General features: G+C 71.6%; 15 protein-coding genes. 10 read left to right on the plus strand and 5 right to left on the minus strand.

All coding sequences use genetic code 11. From position 1 onward, the window contains the following. Positions 1–69: 69 nt before the first annotated feature. Together AOA12_RS16810 and AOA12_RS16815 are read right to left on the minus strand one after the other, a co-directional pair. Entirely contained in the window at positions 70–261 is a 192-nt protein-coding gene (locus AOA12_RS16810) for a helix-turn-helix domain-containing protein (RefSeq protein WP_054685372.1), read from the minus strand. Positions 262–330: 69 nt separating this feature from the next. Next, positions 331–729 (minus strand): ArsR/SmtB family transcription factor, encoded by a 399-nt coding sequence (locus AOA12_RS16815; RefSeq protein WP_054685374.1) that lies wholly within the window; start codon positions 727–729, stop codon positions 331–333. Between the two features lie 84 nt (positions 730–813). Here AOA12_RS16815 and AOA12_RS16820 point away from each other — a divergent pair, with 84 nt between their 5' ends. Together AOA12_RS16820 and AOA12_RS16825 are read left to right on the plus strand one after the other, a co-directional pair. Then, positions 814–2,256, plus strand: a complete 1,443-nt coding sequence (locus AOA12_RS16820) for a TrkH family potassium uptake protein (RefSeq protein WP_054685376.1) — start codon at positions 814–816, stop codon at positions 2,254–2,256. A 49-nt stretch (positions 2,257–2,305) separates the two neighbouring features. After that, complete coding sequence (locus AOA12_RS16825; RefSeq protein ID WP_054685378.1) at positions 2,306–2,977, plus strand: potassium channel family protein; 672 nt, start codon at positions 2,306–2,308, stop codon at positions 2,975–2,977. 200 nt (positions 2,978–3,177) lie between these two features. Here AOA12_RS16825 and proC read toward each other — a convergent pair whose 3' ends face one another. Then, positions 3,178–4,008 carry a pyrroline-5-carboxylate reductase gene (gene proC / locus AOA12_RS16830; protein WP_054685381.1) on the minus strand — a complete coding sequence of 277 codons (831 nt, stop codon included), beginning with the start codon at positions 4,006–4,008 and terminating at the stop codon, positions 3,178–3,180. 125 nt (positions 4,009–4,133) lie between these two features. Here proC and AOA12_RS16835 point away from each other — a divergent pair, with 125 nt between their 5' ends. Then, a complete protein-coding gene (locus AOA12_RS16835) occupies positions 4,134–5,246 on the plus strand; it encodes an alpha/beta fold hydrolase (protein WP_054685385.1) in 1,113 nt (370 codons plus the stop codon). Between the two features lie 478 nt (positions 5,247–5,724). Here AOA12_RS16835 and tadA read toward each other — a convergent pair whose 3' ends face one another. After that, positions 5,725–6,198, minus strand: a complete 474-nt coding sequence (gene tadA, locus AOA12_RS16840) for a tRNA adenosine(34) deaminase TadA (RefSeq protein WP_231637110.1) — start codon at positions 6,196–6,198, stop codon at positions 5,725–5,727. Positions 6,199–6,243: 45 nt separating this feature from the next. Here tadA and upp point away from each other — a divergent pair, with 45 nt between their 5' ends. After that, positions 6,244–6,876, plus strand: a complete 633-nt coding sequence (gene upp / locus AOA12_RS16845) for a uracil phosphoribosyltransferase (RefSeq protein ID WP_054685388.1) — start codon at positions 6,244–6,246, stop codon at positions 6,874–6,876. Positions 6,877–7,087: 211 nt separating this feature from the next. On the opposite strand, the gene AOA12_RS16850 is transcribed toward upp, so the two are convergent. Beyond that, positions 7,088–10,600 carry a TM0106 family RecB-like putative nuclease gene (locus AOA12_RS16850; protein WP_054685391.1) on the minus strand — a complete coding sequence of 1,171 codons (3,513 nt, stop codon included), beginning with the start codon at positions 10,598–10,600 and terminating at the stop codon, positions 7,088–7,090. A 188-nt stretch (positions 10,601–10,788) separates the two neighbouring features. Between AOA12_RS16850 and AOA12_RS16855 the strand changes: the two genes are divergently transcribed. The 6 genes from AOA12_RS16855 to AOA12_RS16880 all read left to right on the plus strand — a co-directional run bounded on the left by AOA12_RS16855 (position 10,789) and on the right by AOA12_RS16880 (position 15,562). After that, positions 10,789–11,532 (plus strand): hypothetical protein, encoded by a 744-nt coding sequence (locus AOA12_RS16855; protein WP_156366556.1) that lies wholly within the window; start codon positions 10,789–10,791, stop codon positions 11,530–11,532. Between the two features lie 206 nt (positions 11,533–11,738). Next, complete coding sequence (locus AOA12_RS16860) at positions 11,739–12,083, plus strand: hypothetical protein (RefSeq protein WP_054685397.1); 345 nt, start codon at positions 11,739–11,741, stop codon at positions 12,081–12,083. 82 nt (positions 12,084–12,165) lie between these two features. After that, complete coding sequence (locus AOA12_RS16865; RefSeq protein WP_054685400.1) at positions 12,166–12,795, plus strand: hypothetical protein; 630 nt, start codon at positions 12,166–12,168, stop codon at positions 12,793–12,795. Continuing rightward, a complete protein-coding gene (locus tag AOA12_RS16870; protein ID WP_054685403.1) occupies positions 12,792–13,865 on the plus strand; it encodes a peptidoglycan-binding protein in 1,074 nt (357 codons plus the stop codon). Before AOA12_RS16865 ends, AOA12_RS16870 begins: the two co-directional genes overlap by 4 nt. A gap of 40 nt (positions 13,866–13,905) precedes the next feature. Then, complete coding sequence (locus AOA12_RS16875; RefSeq protein ID WP_054687149.1) at positions 13,906–14,478, plus strand: ATP-binding cassette domain-containing protein; 573 nt, start codon at positions 13,906–13,908, stop codon at positions 14,476–14,478. Between the two features lie 10 nt (positions 14,479–14,488). After that, complete coding sequence (locus tag AOA12_RS16880) at positions 14,489–15,562, plus strand: hypothetical protein (RefSeq protein WP_054685406.1); 1,074 nt, start codon at positions 14,489–14,491, stop codon at positions 15,560–15,562. The last annotated feature ends 9 nt before the right edge of the window (positions 15,563–15,571 follow it).

The following is a 15,571-nucleotide window of genomic DNA, read 5'->3' on the forward strand; positions in this document are numbered from 1 at the left end:
ACGTCAGGGGTCTGGACGCGGTTGTCCGCGTCCGGGATCGGGCAGATCGAAAAAATGCCTCGGGCTATTCTAGCCGACGTCGGCGGCTGGTCGTTCCAAAGCGGCCGTCACGGCGGTCTCGGGCACGCGGTAGCTGCGTCCGAACCGCACGGCGGGCAGCTCTCCGGAGTGCACGAGACGGTACACCGTCATCTTCGACACACGCATGAGCGCCGCCACCTCCGCGACGGTCAGAAACCGCACGTCCGACAGCTCTGGCATCCCTGGCTCCCTTGATCTTGCTAGGCACAGCGTAGGGGAGACCCGCGATCCGTGTAAATTCCCGGGGCCTCAGCGGCCGGGAATCTTGCGGAATGCGTTCTCCAGCGCGTGCTTCGCCGCCGCCGCGGCCCGTCCGATGCTGTCCGCCGCGTGCGCCGCCGACTCGGGCAGCGTCGACGACACCGCGTCGAAGTCGTCGATGAGGAACGGCATGAGCCAGTCGTCGACGGCGTCGAGCGGCTTCGGCGACAGCGTGTAGTACCGGTGCTGCCCCTCTTCGCGCACCGACACGAGCTCGGCCTCGCGCAGCACCTTGAGGTGCTTCGACACGGTGGGCTGGCTCACCCCGAGCTCGGCGACGATCTGCGACACGCTCGTGCCGTCCTCCCCCGCGTCGCCGCGCTCGCGCAACAGCTGCAGAATGTCCCGACGGGTGCCGTCGGCAATCACATCGAAGATGTCGCCCATGGCATAAGGGTAGTCCCCGCGCACACGCGAGTACCATGACATGCGCCCCATCCGGGAATACCTTCGTCAGCGAGGAGGCGCCAGATGACGGAGACCTCCGTCATGGCCCGCGGCATCCGTGCCGCTCTGCGCTTCGCGCGTCGGGTCATGCATGCCGTGCGCGTGATGGGCACCGCCTCCCCCTCGCGCTTCGCGGTGCTCGTGTTCTCGGCCCTCATCCTCGTGTTCACGACGCTGTTCTCACTGCCCATCGCGTCGGCCAGCGGCACGCGCACGCCGTTCGCCGACGCCCTGTTCACGGCCGTCTCGACGATCTGCGTGACGGGCCTGTCGACCGTCGACATGGGCACGCACTGGTCGCCGTTCGGGCATGTGCTCGTCTACGTCGGCGTCAACGTCGGCGCCCTGGGCGTGCTGACCCTGGCATCCATCCTCGGCCTCGTCATCTCGCGCAAGCTGGGGCTGCGCGCCAAGCTCATGGCGGCGGGCGACAGCAATCCGCTGCGCGCGCACGGCGGGCCCGTCAACGAGGGCCAGACGGTGCGCCTCGGCGAGGTCGGACAGCTGCTGGCGACCGTGGCGCTGTCGACCCTCGTGATCGAGGCCGTGCTCGCGGTGGGCCTCTATCCGGCCCTGCTGCTGGGCGGCGTCGACCCGCTCACGGCGCTGTGGGAGGCGCCGTACTACGCCGCGATGTCGTTCACGAACACGGGTTTCACGCCCAACGCGGGCGGCCTCGCCCCGTTCGCCGACAACTACCTCATGCTGACGATGCTCATGGCGGGCGTCTTCCTCGGGTCCATCGGCTTTCCGGTCATCTTCACCCTCTGGCGGCACCACCTGCGGGTGCGGCACTGGTCGCTGCACGCCAAGCTCACCCTCATCACGACGGTCGTGCTGTTCTTCGCGGGCGCCGTCGTCTTCCTCGCGCTCGAGTACGACAACCCCCGGACCTTCGGATCGATGGATGCCTGGGACACGACGTTCCAGTCGTTCTTCATTTCGGCGATGACCCGATCGGGCGGCTTCTCGGTCGTGGACATGAGCGAGTTCAACGGCTCGTCGCTCGTCGCCGCCTCGATGCTCATGTTCGTCGGCGGCGGCTCGGCGTCGACGGCGGGCGGCATCAAGGTGACGACGCTCGCCGTGCTCGCCCTCGCCGTGTGGTCGGAGGCGAAGGGCCGCCAGAGCGTCGAGGCGTTCGGCCGCCGCATCCCGAGCGACGTGCAGCGGGTGGCCCTCTCGGTCGTCGCGTGGGGCGCCACGATCGTCGCCGTGTCGACGATCACGATCGCCCAGCTCACCAAGGCGCCCATCGAGCACGTGATGTTCGACGTCATCTCGGGCTTCGCGACGGTCGGCCTGTCGACGGGGCTCACGGCCGAGCTGCCCGATCCCGCCGTCTACGCGCTCGCGCTCACCATGTTCATGGGCCGCGTTGGTACAGTGACACTCGCCGCCGCGGTGGCCGCGACGACTCGATCGCAGCACTACTCGCTGCCGGTGGAAAGGCCGATCGTTGGTTGAGCTGTTTCACGATCCGCGCTCTCGCGCGGTGGGCAGTTAGGGGCACGCAATGGTGGAACGCTTCCGGGGCGATGCGCCCGTCCTGGTGATCGGCCTGGGCCGCTTCGGCGCGGCGTGCGCGGGCGAGCTCGACCGCCTCGATCGCGAGGTGCTCGCGATCGACGACAACCTCGAGCTCGTGCAGAAGTGGTCCGACCGGGTGACGCACACCGTGCAGGCCGACGCGCGCAACATCGACGCGCTCACGCAGGTGGGCGCGCAGGACTTCCAGGTCGCCGTCGTGGCCGTCGGCTCGTCGATCGAGGCATCCGTGCTGATCACGGCGAACCTCGTCGACCTGAAGGTGCCGCAGATCTGGGCGAAGGCGGTGTCGCAGTCGCACGGCAAGATCCTCAAGCGCGTCGGCGCGAACCACGTCATCTACCCCGAGCGCGAGGCCGGCGAGCGCACGGCGCACCTCGTGAACGGACGGATGCTCGACTTCATCCGCTTCGACGACGACTTCGTGCTCGCCAAGATGTACCCGCCCAAGCTCATCCGCGGCCTCTCCCTCGCGGAGTCGGTCGTGCGGTCGCGGTACAACGTCACGATCGTGGGCGTCAAGAGCCCCGGCAAGCCCTTCAGCTACGCCGGCATGGACACGGTCGTCTCCAACCACGACCTCATCATCGCCGCCGGCACCAACGCCGACATCGAGCGCTTCGCCGCCCTCGACCGCTGACCCCCCGGGGTCCACCCCCCTCGCGCCCCCGCGCCCCTCGCGTCCCTCGCGTCCCGCAATTCCCCGCGAGAGTGCATCTGCTGGCCGAGACTGCAGCCGTGGAGTGCACTCTCGTCCGGCAGATGCACTCTCGCGGTCTCGGCGAGGGCGTTTCGTGGAGGCGGATGCTGGGGGGCGGATGCTGGGGGCGGGGCTGCGAGCTACTCGGCGGCGAGTTGGCGGGCGCGGGCGAGGGCGGCGTCGGTCGCCTCGGCGAAGAGGCCCTCGAGGTTGGCGCTGCGCAGCACGGCGACGGCGCGCTCGGTGGTGCCCTTCGGGCTCGTGACCCGTCGCCGCAGCTCGGCGGGGTCGCCGCCGCTCGACTTCAGCAGCGCCGTCGCGCCGATGAAGGTCTGCTCGGCCATGAGACGCGCCTCCTCGTCGGTGAAGCCCTTGCCGCGGGCCGCTTCGGTGAGCGCCTCGATCAGCAGGTAGACGTAGGCCGGGCCCGATCCCGAGATCGTCGAGAGGGCGTCGATCTGCTCCTCCGCGATCTCGATGACCGAGCCGCACGTCGCGAACAGCTCGTGCACGAGGGCGCGCTGCTCCGCGGTCACCGTCTCCCCCGCCGCGAGGCCCGTGACCGCCTCGCCGACGAGCGCCGGGGTGTTCGGCATGGCGCGCACGACCGCGGCCTCGTCGCCGAGCACCGCCGCGAACCGCGTGGTCGTGAGCCCGGCGGCCAGGCTCACGACCACGGCGCGCGGCCGCAGCACGGGAGCGATCTCGCGCAGCAGGTCGACGACCATGTCGGGCTTGACGCCGATCATGACGACGTCGGCCGCGGCCACGGCATCCGCGTTCCCCGTCGGGGTCTCCTCCAGGGCGATGCTCCGCACCCCGGGCAGGTCGGCGAGCGCGTCGGCGCTGCGACGCGAGCGGTTCGTGACGATCACGTCGCTCGCGCGTCCCGAGCGGACGATGCCGCGCGCGACCGCACCGCCCATCGAGCCGGCTCCGAGAATGGCGATCGGGGGGAAGTGCGCACTCATGGCGCCCATCATAGGAGCGGCGCCGCCGACACGTCGCGGGAGCCGTTCAGTTTCCCGCGCACCCGGGATATCGTCGTAGACGGCGGGGAGATCCGACCCCGCGGCGAGATCGAAGGAACGCTCCCATGACTCTGCTCGACGGCATCACGTCGCGAACGATCGAGACCGATCGGCTGAACGTCTCCCTTCTCGAGCGGGCCGGCGACGACCCGGGCGCAGCGGCCGAGCGCACCGTCGTGCTCGTGCACGGCAACGTGTCGTCGAGCCTGTTCTGGCAGGAGATCATGCAGGACCTCCCCCGCGATCTGCGGGTCATCGCGATCGACCTGCGCGGCTTCGGCGGCACCGACCGCCTGCCGATCGACGCGACGCGCGGCGTGCGCGACTTCAGCGACGACGTGCACGCCGCACTGCAGGCGCTCGGCATCCCGGCGGCGCACCTCGTCGGCTGGTCGATGGGCGGCGGCGTCGTGATGCAGTACGCGCTCGACCACCCGGTGCTCTCGCTCACGCTGCAGGCGCCTGTGTCGCCGTACGGCTTCGGCGGCACGCGCCGCGACGGCACGCCGCTCACGGCCGACGACGCCGGATGCGGCGGCGGGGGCGCGAACCCCGACTTCGTGCAGCGCCTCGCGGCGGGCGATGAGAGCGCCGACGCGCCGACGTCGCCGCGCAGCGTCTTCCGCTCGTCCTATGTGGCCGAGGGCTACACGAGCGACCACGAGGACATCTGGGTCGCGTCGATGCTGACGACCTCGACCGCCGAAGGCAACTACCCGGGCGACGCGACGGCGAGCGAGAACTGGCCCGGCTTCGCAGCGGGCACGACGGGCGTGCTCAACACCATGGTGCCGAAGCACTTCGACGTCTCGGGCATCGTGGATCTCGACGCCAAGCCGCCGATCCTGTGGGTGCACGGCACGGCGGATGCCATCGTCTCCGACGCCTCGTTCTTCGACCTCAACCACCTGGGCGCCGTCGGCGTCATCCCCGGCTGGCCGGGCGAAGACGTCGCACCGGCGCAGCAGATGGTGTCGCAGACGCGCGATGTGCTCGACGCGTACCGCGCGGCGGGCGGCCAGGTCACCGAGCTGGAACTGGAGGGCGTCGGCCACGCGCCGCACCTGGAGCGTCCCGCCGAGTTCCGGCGCGCGCTGCTGGAGGTCATCGGCTACATCGGCCACCCCGCCGACCCCGCCCCGCCCACCGAGGCCATCATCATCAGCTCGTCGGACTAAGCCGGTCGACACGCCACCCGCACCCGCGGGAGGGGCTTCGACACGCCATCCACCCCGCTGATCGAGTGCCCGCGCCGCAGGCGCGGGCGTATCGAGATCCGTGTATCGGACCGTGGGAGAGGTTTCGATACGCCGCCGCTCCGCGACGGCTACTCAACCAGCGGGGGCTGAACGAACCAACCGGCGAGGGTGGATCGGACGGCAGGGGGTGGATCGGCCGGCGGGAAACAGGTGCGACGGCAACGGCGCGGCGGGATGCGCGCGCGGCGGAACACGCGCGCGGCGGCATGCGCGCAGCGGGACACGCGCGCGGCGGAGACGCCGCGCACCCCGCTGATCGAGTGCCCGCGCCGCAGGCGCGGGCGTATCGAGATCCGTGTATCGGACCGTGGGACGGGTTTCGATACGCCGCCGCTCCGCGACGGCTACTAAACCAGCGGGGGCTGAACGAACCGGCCGGCGGGGGTGGGCGAGGCCGTCACGGGGCGCGGCGGGGCTCGAAAAAGGCCCGCAGCAGTGCGGAGGACTCGTCCTCGCGCACGCCGCCGACGACCTCGGCGCGGTGCGGCAGCCGCCGGTCGCGCAGCACGTCGTAGAGCGAGCCGGCGGCGCCGGCCTTGGCATCCCAGGCCCCGAACACGACGCGTCCGACGCGGGCCTGCAGGATCGCGCCCGCGCACATGATGCACGGCTCCAGCGTGACGACGAGCGTGCAGTGCTCGAGGTTCCAGGAGCCGAGGGCCTGTGCGGCCTCACGCAGCGCGATGATCTCGGCGTGCGCGAACGGGTCGCGATCGACCTCGCGCAGATTGCGTCCCTCGCCGACGATCTCACCCGCGAGGTCGGCGACGACCGCGCCGACGGGGATGTCGCCGTGCCCGGCTGCGTCGGCGGCGAGCTCGAGGGCACGGCGCATCGCGGCGAGGTCGGTGCTGCGCGCGGGGAGGCTCATGATGTCACCCTACGCGCGGGATGCTCCGACGCGTAGGCTGTGCGCATGCGTGTGCACGTGGCCGATCACCCCCTCATCACTCACAAGCTCACGGTGCTGCGCGACGAGCGCACTCCCTCGCCGCAGTTCCGTCAGCTGACGGCCGAGCTCGTGACGCTGCTGGCCTACGAGGCGACCCGCAACGTGCGCGTGGAGGAGGTCGAGATCGTCACGCCCGTGACGACGACGGTCGGCCTGCGCATCTCCGACCCGCGGCCGCTCGTCGTGCCCATCCTGCGTGCCGGCCTGGGCATGCTCGACGGCATGGTCACGCTGCTGCCGAGCGCCGAGGTGGGCTTCCTCGGCATGGCGCGCAACGAGGAGACGCTCGAGCCGACGACGTACGCCGAGCGCCTGCCCCACGATCTGAGCGGCCGCCAGTGCTTCGTGCTCGACCCCATGCTCGCGACGGGCGGCTCGCTCGGCGCCGCGATCGACTTCCTGTTCGCCCGCGGCGCGGACGACGTGACGGCGGTGTGCATCCTCGCGGCCCCCGAGGGGCTCGCAACGATCGAGCGCCAGGTGGGCGACCGCAACGTCACGCTCGTGCTGGGCGCCCTCGACGAGCGGCTCAACGAGAAGGGCTACATCGTGCCCGGTCTCGGCGACGCCGGCGACCGTCTGTACGGCACGGTGTGACGCCGACCGGACGGCCTCTCACCGACCCCTTCCCTTCTCGCGAGGGTGCCAGTTATCTCGCCGAGAGTGCCACTTCTCCTCGCGAGGGTGCTTTCATCAGCGACACCAAAGCACCCTCGCGAAAACAACAGGCACCCTCGCGAGGAGAAGTGGCACCCTCGCGAGCGCTGCGGGCGGGGTACCGCGGTGCGCCGCAGAACGCTGCGGCCTTCTACGCGTGGCCCACGAGACGGGCGAAGGCGCTGAGACGCGCGACGCCCTCCGGCGTGTAGGGCAGGTCGTCGAGCAGGCCGGTGCCGTAGACGACGTAGGCGGTGTGCATCGCTCGCGAGATCGCGACGTTGAGCCGGTTCTGCAGCAGCAGGAAGTCGAGCCCGCGGGGCGCGTCCCGGCCGCTCGACGCCGCGAGCGACACGATCGCGACGACGGCCTCCTGCCCCTGGAATCTGTCGACCGTGCCGACCGGCACCTCCGCGAAGCCCGCGGCGGCGAGGGCGTTCTCGACGACGACCTGCTGCGCGTTGTAGGGCGTGACGACGATGATGTCGGCGGCGGTGAGGGGACGGGCCGGGGCGTCGCCCGGCATCCACTCGCGCCCGACCAGGTCGCGCACGATCGCGACGACGGCATCCGCCTCTTCGGGCGCCTCGGTCGCATTGCCGACGTGGTCGAGCGGCACGGGCACGAGGCCGGCGGGCACGCCGTCGAGGCGGCGCGCAGACGTGGACGGGTGCGCGTCGAGGCGGCCGTCGTACGACAGTCGCGAGACGGGCGCGGCGACCTCGGGACGCATGCGCCACGTCCGCGCGAGGAAGTATCCGCGGTCGTCGCCGATCACGGGCTCACCGTCCATGAGCCACCCCAGCGCCGCGGTGTCGACGGGCTCGGGGTGGGTGCCCTGGCTCACCTGCGGCAGCTGCTGCGGGTCGCCGAGCAGCAGCAGCCGCTGGGCCGCGACCGAGACGGCGATCGTGGATGCCAGGGAGAACTGTCCCGCCTCGTCGATCACGAGCAGGTCGAGGCCGCCGCGCGCGACCCGGGTCGTGTTGCTGAAGTCCCACGCGGTGCCGCCGACGACGAACCCCGAGGGCCGGCCCTCGATGAAGGCGGCCATGCCGTTCTTCGGGATGGGGGTGAAAGGGAGGTCGGCATCCGCTCCCCCGCTCTTCGGTGCCTTGGCGACCTGCGTCGCGGGCACGCCCGCGTCGACGATGCGCGCGAGCATGTGCTCGACCGTCGCGTGCGACTGCGCGACGACCCCCACGCGGTAGCCGTGCTCCCGCACGAGCCGGGCGACGACGTGCGACCCGACGTAGGTCTTGCCCGTGCCCGGCGGCCCCTGCACCGCGAGGTAGCTGCGGTCGAGGGCGACGATCGAGCGCACGATGTCGGAGACGTCGTCGCCCGTGCCCCGGACGAGGCCATCGCCCCGCAACCGCGGCGGGCGGCGCAGCAGCAGGTCGGTCGCGGGATCGGCGGGGAACGACGGCGCGGCGGAGATCAGGCTGTCGGCCCACGCGTCGATCGCGTCCTGCTGCGCTCCGGCAGAGGGCGGCGCCGCCGGCGTGAGCGCGATCGGCAGCTCCTGCCAGGTGATGCCGTCGACGGCGAGCTCGTCGACCACGACGCCGTTGTCGAGCACCTCGCGCACGGAGACGATGCGGGGCGCGTGGATCGCACGCGGGTGCGGCGGCGCGGGGAACGGCGCCGGCAGCTCGTACACCGCGTACGGCGCACCGCCCTCGCTGAGCCGCGTGCCCGGGGCGAGCTCGCCGCACAGCTCGACGGTGCGGCGGAGCGTGCGCGCGCGCGTGCCCTCCGGCAGATGCCAGTCGGCGAGCACGCGACAGCGCTCCCGGTCGAGCACGACGACGTCCTCGGCCCAGATCGACACGGGCTCGCGCAGGCGCAGGAAGTGCGCCGCCCAGAACGTCTTGCGCTCGCGCGGGTAGTAGTCGATCGCGGCCGCCCCGAGCCGCAGCGCCAGCTGCTCCTCGTCGGACGAGGCGGCCTCGGCGAGCCGCGCGAGCGCCCCGGCGCGCGGCGACGGCTCGTACACGTTCTCGGCGGCCTCGACGTCGGCCGACGGCACGAGACCGGCCTCGCGCGCACGGTCGACGAGCCAGTCGCGCAGCCGCAGCGTCGACACGCAGTCGTAGCGGTTGTAGTCGGCGAGGTCGTCGAGGATCGCCGCGGCCTCGGCATCCCTCCCGTCGTCGGCGAGGGCCCGCGCCTCGACGTATCTGACGATCGAGTCGTCGCCGCGCTGCACGTCGCTCGTGCGCACCTGGTCGCCCATGTAGAGCGGCTCGAGCTTCTTGATCGAGTACGACCGGGAGCCCACGCGCAGCGCGCGGCGCACGATCGGGTAGAGGTCGACGAACACCCCGTCGCTCAGCAGCCGGTCGACGTCGGCCTCGCGCGTGCCGTGGCGCGCCGCCATGGCGAGCAGATGCGTGGGCTCGTAGGGCGCGTAGTGGTAGATGTGCATGCCCGGATGCTGCTGCCGGCGCAGGGCGACGATGTCGAGGAACGTCTCCAGCGCGCGGCGCTCGTCGGCCAGCGTGTGCGCCCACAGGGCCGTGTACCGCTCGCGCGTGTCGACCCAGCCGAACAGGTAGTCGATGCCCCACGGCACCGGCGCGCCCGGCGCCGTCGCGGACTCCGTGTAGAGCGGATCGCCCTCGAAGTCGAAGAAGAGGTCGCCGTGATCGGGCCGCGGCAGCGCGCCGAGCGCCCGCGGCAGCACGACCTCGAACGTCGGGACCGGCGGGGCGACCGTGACGAGGGAGGCCGGCGTCGCCGTGTCCGCGCCGAGTCCTCCCGCCGGGCTCGTCAGCTGCAGGCGCGCCTGCGTGCGCAGCCCCGCGAACACGTCGCCCGACATGCGCGGCGGCGCCGTGGTCGCTGCCGCGAGCTCGTCGACCGTGCGGATGCCGGCGGCCGCGAGCCGCTCGCGCTGCGACGGCCGCATGCCCGCCACCAGCAGCACATCACGGTGTCGCGTCGCCTCGAGATCGCACGTCGCGCAGCGCCCGCACGCGACGACGCGCAGCGCGCCGCGGCCATCGCCCCAGGCGATCGGGGAGCCCGCGGCGCCGGAGGCGAGATCGCGGTCGGCGATGAGGGCGCGAAGCCGGGCACGGCGCAGGTCGAAGACCGGCAGGATGTCGGGCACGGCATGCGCGCTCGTCGTGCCGTCGCCGAGCAGCAGCTCGACCCGGTCGGACCTCGGCACGCCGAGCAGGTCGAGCTGGTCGACGTATGCCGCGAGCTGCATGAGCGCCGTCACGCGGGCGCGCCGCGCGAGCTTCGTGTCCTGCACGAGCCAGCGGCCGGCCTCATCCCGCACGAGGAAGTCGGCGAACCCGACGAACTCGTCCGTCGAGAACGCCGCCTGGTAGACCACGGCCGCGTCGGAGGCCAGCGCGTCGCGCGTCTGCGCGACCGCGGCGGCGAGCGCCACGGCATCCGACGATCTCGTCTCGGGGATCTCGACGACGCGCCCCGGGAAGTCGTCACGATAGCGGTCGAGCACGCGCAGCTCGTGCTGCGTTCCGAGCCGGCCGGCGCGGGCGAGCGTGAGGTCCTCGGGCTCGTCGACGGCGTCGACGCGTCCGAGCTTCGCGTCGATGAGCCGCAGCCATGCGAACTCGCACTCCGCGGCCGCCTTCAGATCGCTCGCACTCCAGACGACCCGCCCGGTCACCTCGTCGTATCGCATAGTCCCCCTTCGCACCCCCGACCCTAGCCGCAGGCTCCGACACGCCCCTCTCGGGCGTCCCGTCGGCTCGTCGCCGCGGTCACGGCGCGACACGCGTACGCCATATAGAGTTGTCATCGGCACCCGCGCCGGACCGGCACCGCTTCGCCCGGACGCGCGGCCGACGACGAATCCGGGGGGATCGCATCATGGCGAACGGAGCACGACGCGGGACGGACAGACCGGGCGATGGGCGCCGTGATCGACGTCACGACGACGCCGACGGGATGCGCGCAGACGTCGCTCGGCGATCGCCCGTCCCGATGCGCATCACACGCCGGCCGCTCGCGGCTCTCCTGCCCGCGCTTCTCGCCGTGACGGCATGCGGGGCCGACACGCCGGCCGCAGAAACGGGAACCTACGCGAGCTCGCTGGAGGCCATGATCGAGCAGGAGCTAGGGCGCAGCGAGCTCTCCGACTGGGACCGGGCGGTCTTAGAGAAGGCCCTGGAAACCGGTCAGGTCAGTCGCGCCGACTATCTCGAGGGCGCCGAGATGTACGAACAGTGCATGGCCGCTGCCGGCTTCGCAATGAAACGCACCGATCATCCCAACGGGCTCGTCGAGCATCAGCCCGCAACGGTCTCCGCCGACGACGCCGAACGCGACGCGAAAATGCTCGCCGACTACGAATGCATGCTGTCGGGCTACGCCAGCACTCAGGAGATATACCGCTTTCAAACGGCGAACCCCGACCTTCTCAGGGACTCCTCCGAGGTCGTCGTCCGCTGTCTCTTCGACGCCGGCATCATCGACGAGGACTTCACACGGGACGACTTCCAGGCCCACGTCCGCGACGACTACACACCCGAGAAGCTCCCCTTCGACATCATGGACGCCACCGTGCAGTCCTGCCTCTGGGGCGCCGGCATCGTCTTCCGGGACTACGGATGAGGCGGTCGATCCGCCTCGGCTGCGGACCGGCGGCCGCGCGGGAGATCCCACGAGACGGCCGCCGCCCTCGCACCCCGCTCGTCCGAGCACCGGACGTCATTCATGGCCATATAAAGTTGACACTTCTGATGCTGCTGTCTATGGTCGAACCGGCGCCGCATCCATTCGAGGACGCGACCCGACAACGAATCCGGGGGGATCACATCATGGAGAACACGACAAGAAGCACGGCACGAACGGGAACCCTGCGCCGACGCATCGTCCTCGGCGTTGGCAGTGCCATCGCGGCTGTGGGGCTCGTGTTCGGCACGGCTACGGCGGCGAGTGCCACGTCCCTCTACTACGTCCACTCCAGTTGGTGGGCAGCAAACGCGTGGGCAGTCTCGGACAATGGACTGAACGGCGAGTTTCTGGCCTATGCCCGCCTCGGCGACACGGAGGACTGGGGTCGTCGTTCATACTTCAAGACAGAGGCCGAAGCGTCCGGATTCGACTTCACACATCAGGCGATCGTCTACCGCGACGGCAAGACCTGGAAGAAGGCCCAGTGACCGACGTCCCGGCGGCACCGCCGGGGCACATGCATGTGTTCGACGTTGCGATGCGCGCATCACTGGGCAGTCACTCGCACTCATGCGCATGAGACGGTGGCCGCTCTCGGCTCTCCTGCCCGCGCTTCTCGCCGTCACGGCCTGCGGAGCAGGCACGCCGGCCGCAGAGACGGGAACCTACGCGAGCTCGCTGGAAGCCATGATCGAGCAGGAGCTCGAGCGCAACGAACTCTCCGACTGGGACCGGGCGGTGCTCGAAAAGGCCCTGGAAACCGGTCAGATCAGCCGCGCCGACTACCTTGAGGGCGCCGACATGTACGAACAGTGCATGGCCGCGGCCAGCGTCGCGATGAAACGCACCGATCACCCCAACGGACTCATCGAGCACCAGCCCGCAACGGTCTCCGCCGACGACGCCGAACGCGACGCGAAAATCAGCGCCGATCACGAGTGCATGCGCGCCGGCTGGGGGCGCACGCAGGAGCTGTACAGCTTCCAGACGGCGAACCCCGACCTCCTCAGGGACTCCTCCGAGGTCGTCGTCCGCTGCCTCTTCGACGCCGGCATCATCGACGAGGACTTCACGCGGGACGACTTCCAGGCCTACGTCCGCGACGACTACACACCCGAGAAGCTCCCCTTCGACATCATGGACGCCACCGTGCAGTCCTGCCTCTGGGGCGCCGGCATCGTCTTCCGGGACTACCGGTGAGGCGATCGATCGCGGTCGCGAGCGCCTTCGCCCTGGGATGCGGGATCGTCGCGAGCGCGACCGTCGCGGCTTTCCTGCTCCCGCGGCCCGCCGGCGTGCTGGCCGCGGCGGAGCCGGAGACGACGTATCCCGTCACCCTGAACGAGCACGCAGACAGGCGTCCCGTCGCACTGGTGCCGACCTTCACCGAGGGCTTCGCGCTGACCGCGCACGCCGGCGGCATGGTGACGGCGTCGGCGTGCGTCCCGGGAGGCGCGCTGGCCAGCGGGGAGATCGCGCTCGTCCTGGATGCCGCGCCCGTCGTGGCCCTCGCCGCTCCGCGACCGTTCCACCGCGACCTCGCCTTCGGCGACGAGGGCGACGACGTCGTCGCGCTGCGAGGCGCGCTCAACGCCCTCGGCGCGGAGCTCCCCGCCGACGGCGCGTTCGACGGAGACGTCGCCGACGCGCTGCGCGAACTGCAGGACAGAACCGGCACGACATCCGACGACGGCGTGTTCCGCCTGCGCGACATCCTCTGGCTCCCCCGCGACGGCGTGCGCCTGGCCAGTTGCGACGCCCGGCTCGGCCAGGCGTTCGGCCCGGGCTCGACCTTCGCGGTCACGGAACGCACGCTGGCATCACTCGCCGTCGCGAGCGAGGCCAGGGAGCAGCGCGAGCAGCCCGTGCCCGGCGAGCGCACGCTGACCCTGCTCGGCGTCGAGGTCGTGCTCCCCGCCGACGGCGTCATCGACGATCCCGATGAGGTGGCCGCGATCGCCGCGAACCCCCAGTTCGCCGCGATCGCCGCGGGCGCGCCGGGATCGGGCGGAACCCAGCCGGCGATCCCCGCCCAGTCACAGCTCGTGCAGCCGGTGCACGTCGCCGCGGTGCCGCCGTCCAGCGTCTTCGCCCTCGACGGCGCTCGCGGATGCGTCTCGTCCGACGACGCCGCGCACCCGGTCACCGTCGTCGGCTCGAACCTCGGCATGTCGCTCGTGGCCTTCGAGGGCGACGCACCGGCATCGGTTCTGATCGACGGAGACATCGCCGAAGCGGAGGGATGCCGTGACGGCGACGCCGCGGATTGAGCTCTGCGCCGTGTCGCACCGCTGGAACGAACGGTCTCCGATGCTCTTCGAGAACGTGACGGTCACCGTTCGGGCGGGGCAGATGGTCGCCGTGACCGGACCGTCGGGCGCGGGCAAGTCCACCCTGCTGTCCATCGTCGCAGGCTGGCTGCCGCCGCTCGCGGGCACCGTGCGCCGCGAGCACGTCGCGCGCACGCACTGGGTGTTCCAGAACCCCTACGGACTGCCGCGTCGCACGGCACTCGACCACGTGGCGTTCCCCTTTCTCGCGCGTGGCGAACGACGACCGGATGCCGCGTCGGCCGCGACCCGGCTGATGCGGAGGTTCGGTCTGGGCGACCGCACACGGTCCGCTTTCGCCGATCTGTCGGGCGGGGAGGCCCAGCGGCTCATGCTCGCGCGCGCCGTCGCGGCACAGCCGCAGCTCCTGCTCGTCGACGAGCCCACGGCGCAGCTCGACCGGGCGTCGGCGCGAACGGTCAACGAGGTGCTCGCCGGCCTCGCCGGCGAGGGGACGATCGTGCTGGTCGCGTCGCACGATCCGGAGACCGTCGCCGCGTGCCCCGACGCCATCGAGCTCGGCGGCGGCTCCGTCACGAGGCCCGCTCCATGAGGCCCGCTCCATGAGACTCAGGGAGGCGCTGGGCGAGGCGGCGCGCAACCTCATGACCGGCACGAGTCGCGGCGGCGTTCTCGTGATCGTGGCATGGGCCCTGGCGACCGCGCTTCTGGCGTCGGACGCCGCGGCGATCGCGAGTCTGCAGGCTCGCGCCCTCGAGCTGCGCGCGCAGGCCGGGAACGTGCGCGTCGTCGTCGCAGAGGATGCCATCGACCCGCGCGCGTGCGCCCGGCTCGAGGAGCTGAACGGCGTCACCTCGGCGGGCGCCGTCTGGGCGCTCGACGCCGTCGCGCTGTCGGCGCTCCCCGGCATCAGCACGCCCGCGTTCCGGGTGTCGCCGGGCGTCGCCGAGATGCTCGGGTTCCCCGGCTTCCAGGTCGGCGGTCTCTACCTGCCCCAGCCGCTCGTCGAGCGCTGGCACGCGCCGACCGGCACGACGCTGAGCGCCGACGGCGGGGGTCTGCACGTCGCGGGGACCTTCGACTACACCGAGGAGGACGGCCGCGATCCGCGTCTCGCGAGCGCCGTCGTGATCGCCGGCGACTCCCCCGAGCGGGCGTCGGAGTGCTGGTTCTCGGTGTGGCATCCCACGCGGGCGATGGACCGGTTCGCGCTCGGCACCGTGGTCGCCTCGACGTCGAACGACAGCGGAGCCCAGGTGGTCGCACTGAACTCGAGCGTCGGAGACAAGCACGATCTCGCTCGCGAGTTCACGGATCGCGTGACCCGCGCGCTGGCGCCGTTCGTGGTCGTGCTGTTCGGCGCGCTGGGGTTCGGCGGGATGCATCTGCGCCGCATCGAGATCGCGAGCGGACTGCACGCGGGGGCGCGTCGCCGCGACATCGCGCTCATCGTGGGGGCCGAGACGGGGGCGTGGGCGCTCACCGCCGGCGTCGCCACGTTCGCGTGCGTGCGCTTCATCGCGGCGGCGGTCATGCCCGAACCGCTCCCGTCGTACGAGCCGTCGCTCGCCGCCGTCGTGTGCGCCGCGGTCGCCGGCGCCGTCTTCGGCGCGCTCCTCGTCGTGGCCGTCGCCCGCGAGGACCGCCTGTTCACGATCTTCAAGGCGCGGTCCTGAGCGCGGCCG

Source organism: Microbacterium sp. No. 7, from assembly GCF_001314225.1.
Classification (GTDB): Bacteria; Actinomycetota; Actinomycetes; order Actinomycetales; family Microbacteriaceae; genus Microbacterium.